The organism is Pseudomonas sp. 65/3-MNA-CIBAN-0223 (genome assembly GCF_040310425.1).
In the GTDB taxonomy this organism is placed as follows: Bacteria; Pseudomonadota; Gammaproteobacteria; order Pseudomonadales; family Pseudomonadaceae; genus Aquipseudomonas; species Aquipseudomonas gregormendelii.
In genome coordinates this window covers 1-244 of sequence record NZ_JBEOPV010000303.1, presented here as the reverse complement: position 1 = coordinate 244, position 244 = coordinate 1, and the positions used below count along the sequence as shown (strand labels likewise).

Below are 244 nucleotides of genomic sequence, written 5' to 3'. Positions count from 1 at the left end.
CACGCAGGTTGGCTTCCGAATCCAGCAGGAATTGCCCGGACGCGACCACCTGCTGGCCTTCCTCCAGGCCACGAAGAACTGCGGTCTGGCTGTCGTTCTCGCGCCCCGTTTCGACTTCGACCGGGCGATAACGTCCGCCGGGCTCAGCCAGCATGACCAGGGTACGGCGGCCGGTGCGAATCACGGCCTCGCTGGGAATCAGCAGAACCGGCGTATTGTCGCCATCGGTCAAGCTGGCCTGAGC

At 65.2% G+C, this 244-nt stretch carries 1 protein-coding gene; it reads right to left on the bottom strand.

Features of this window, described 5'->3' with window-relative positions:
• Positions 1-244 (bottom strand): permuted SH3 domain-containing protein (locus AAEZ09_RS28980; RefSeq protein WP_502947624.1); only part of this gene is annotated, 244 nt, incomplete at both ends.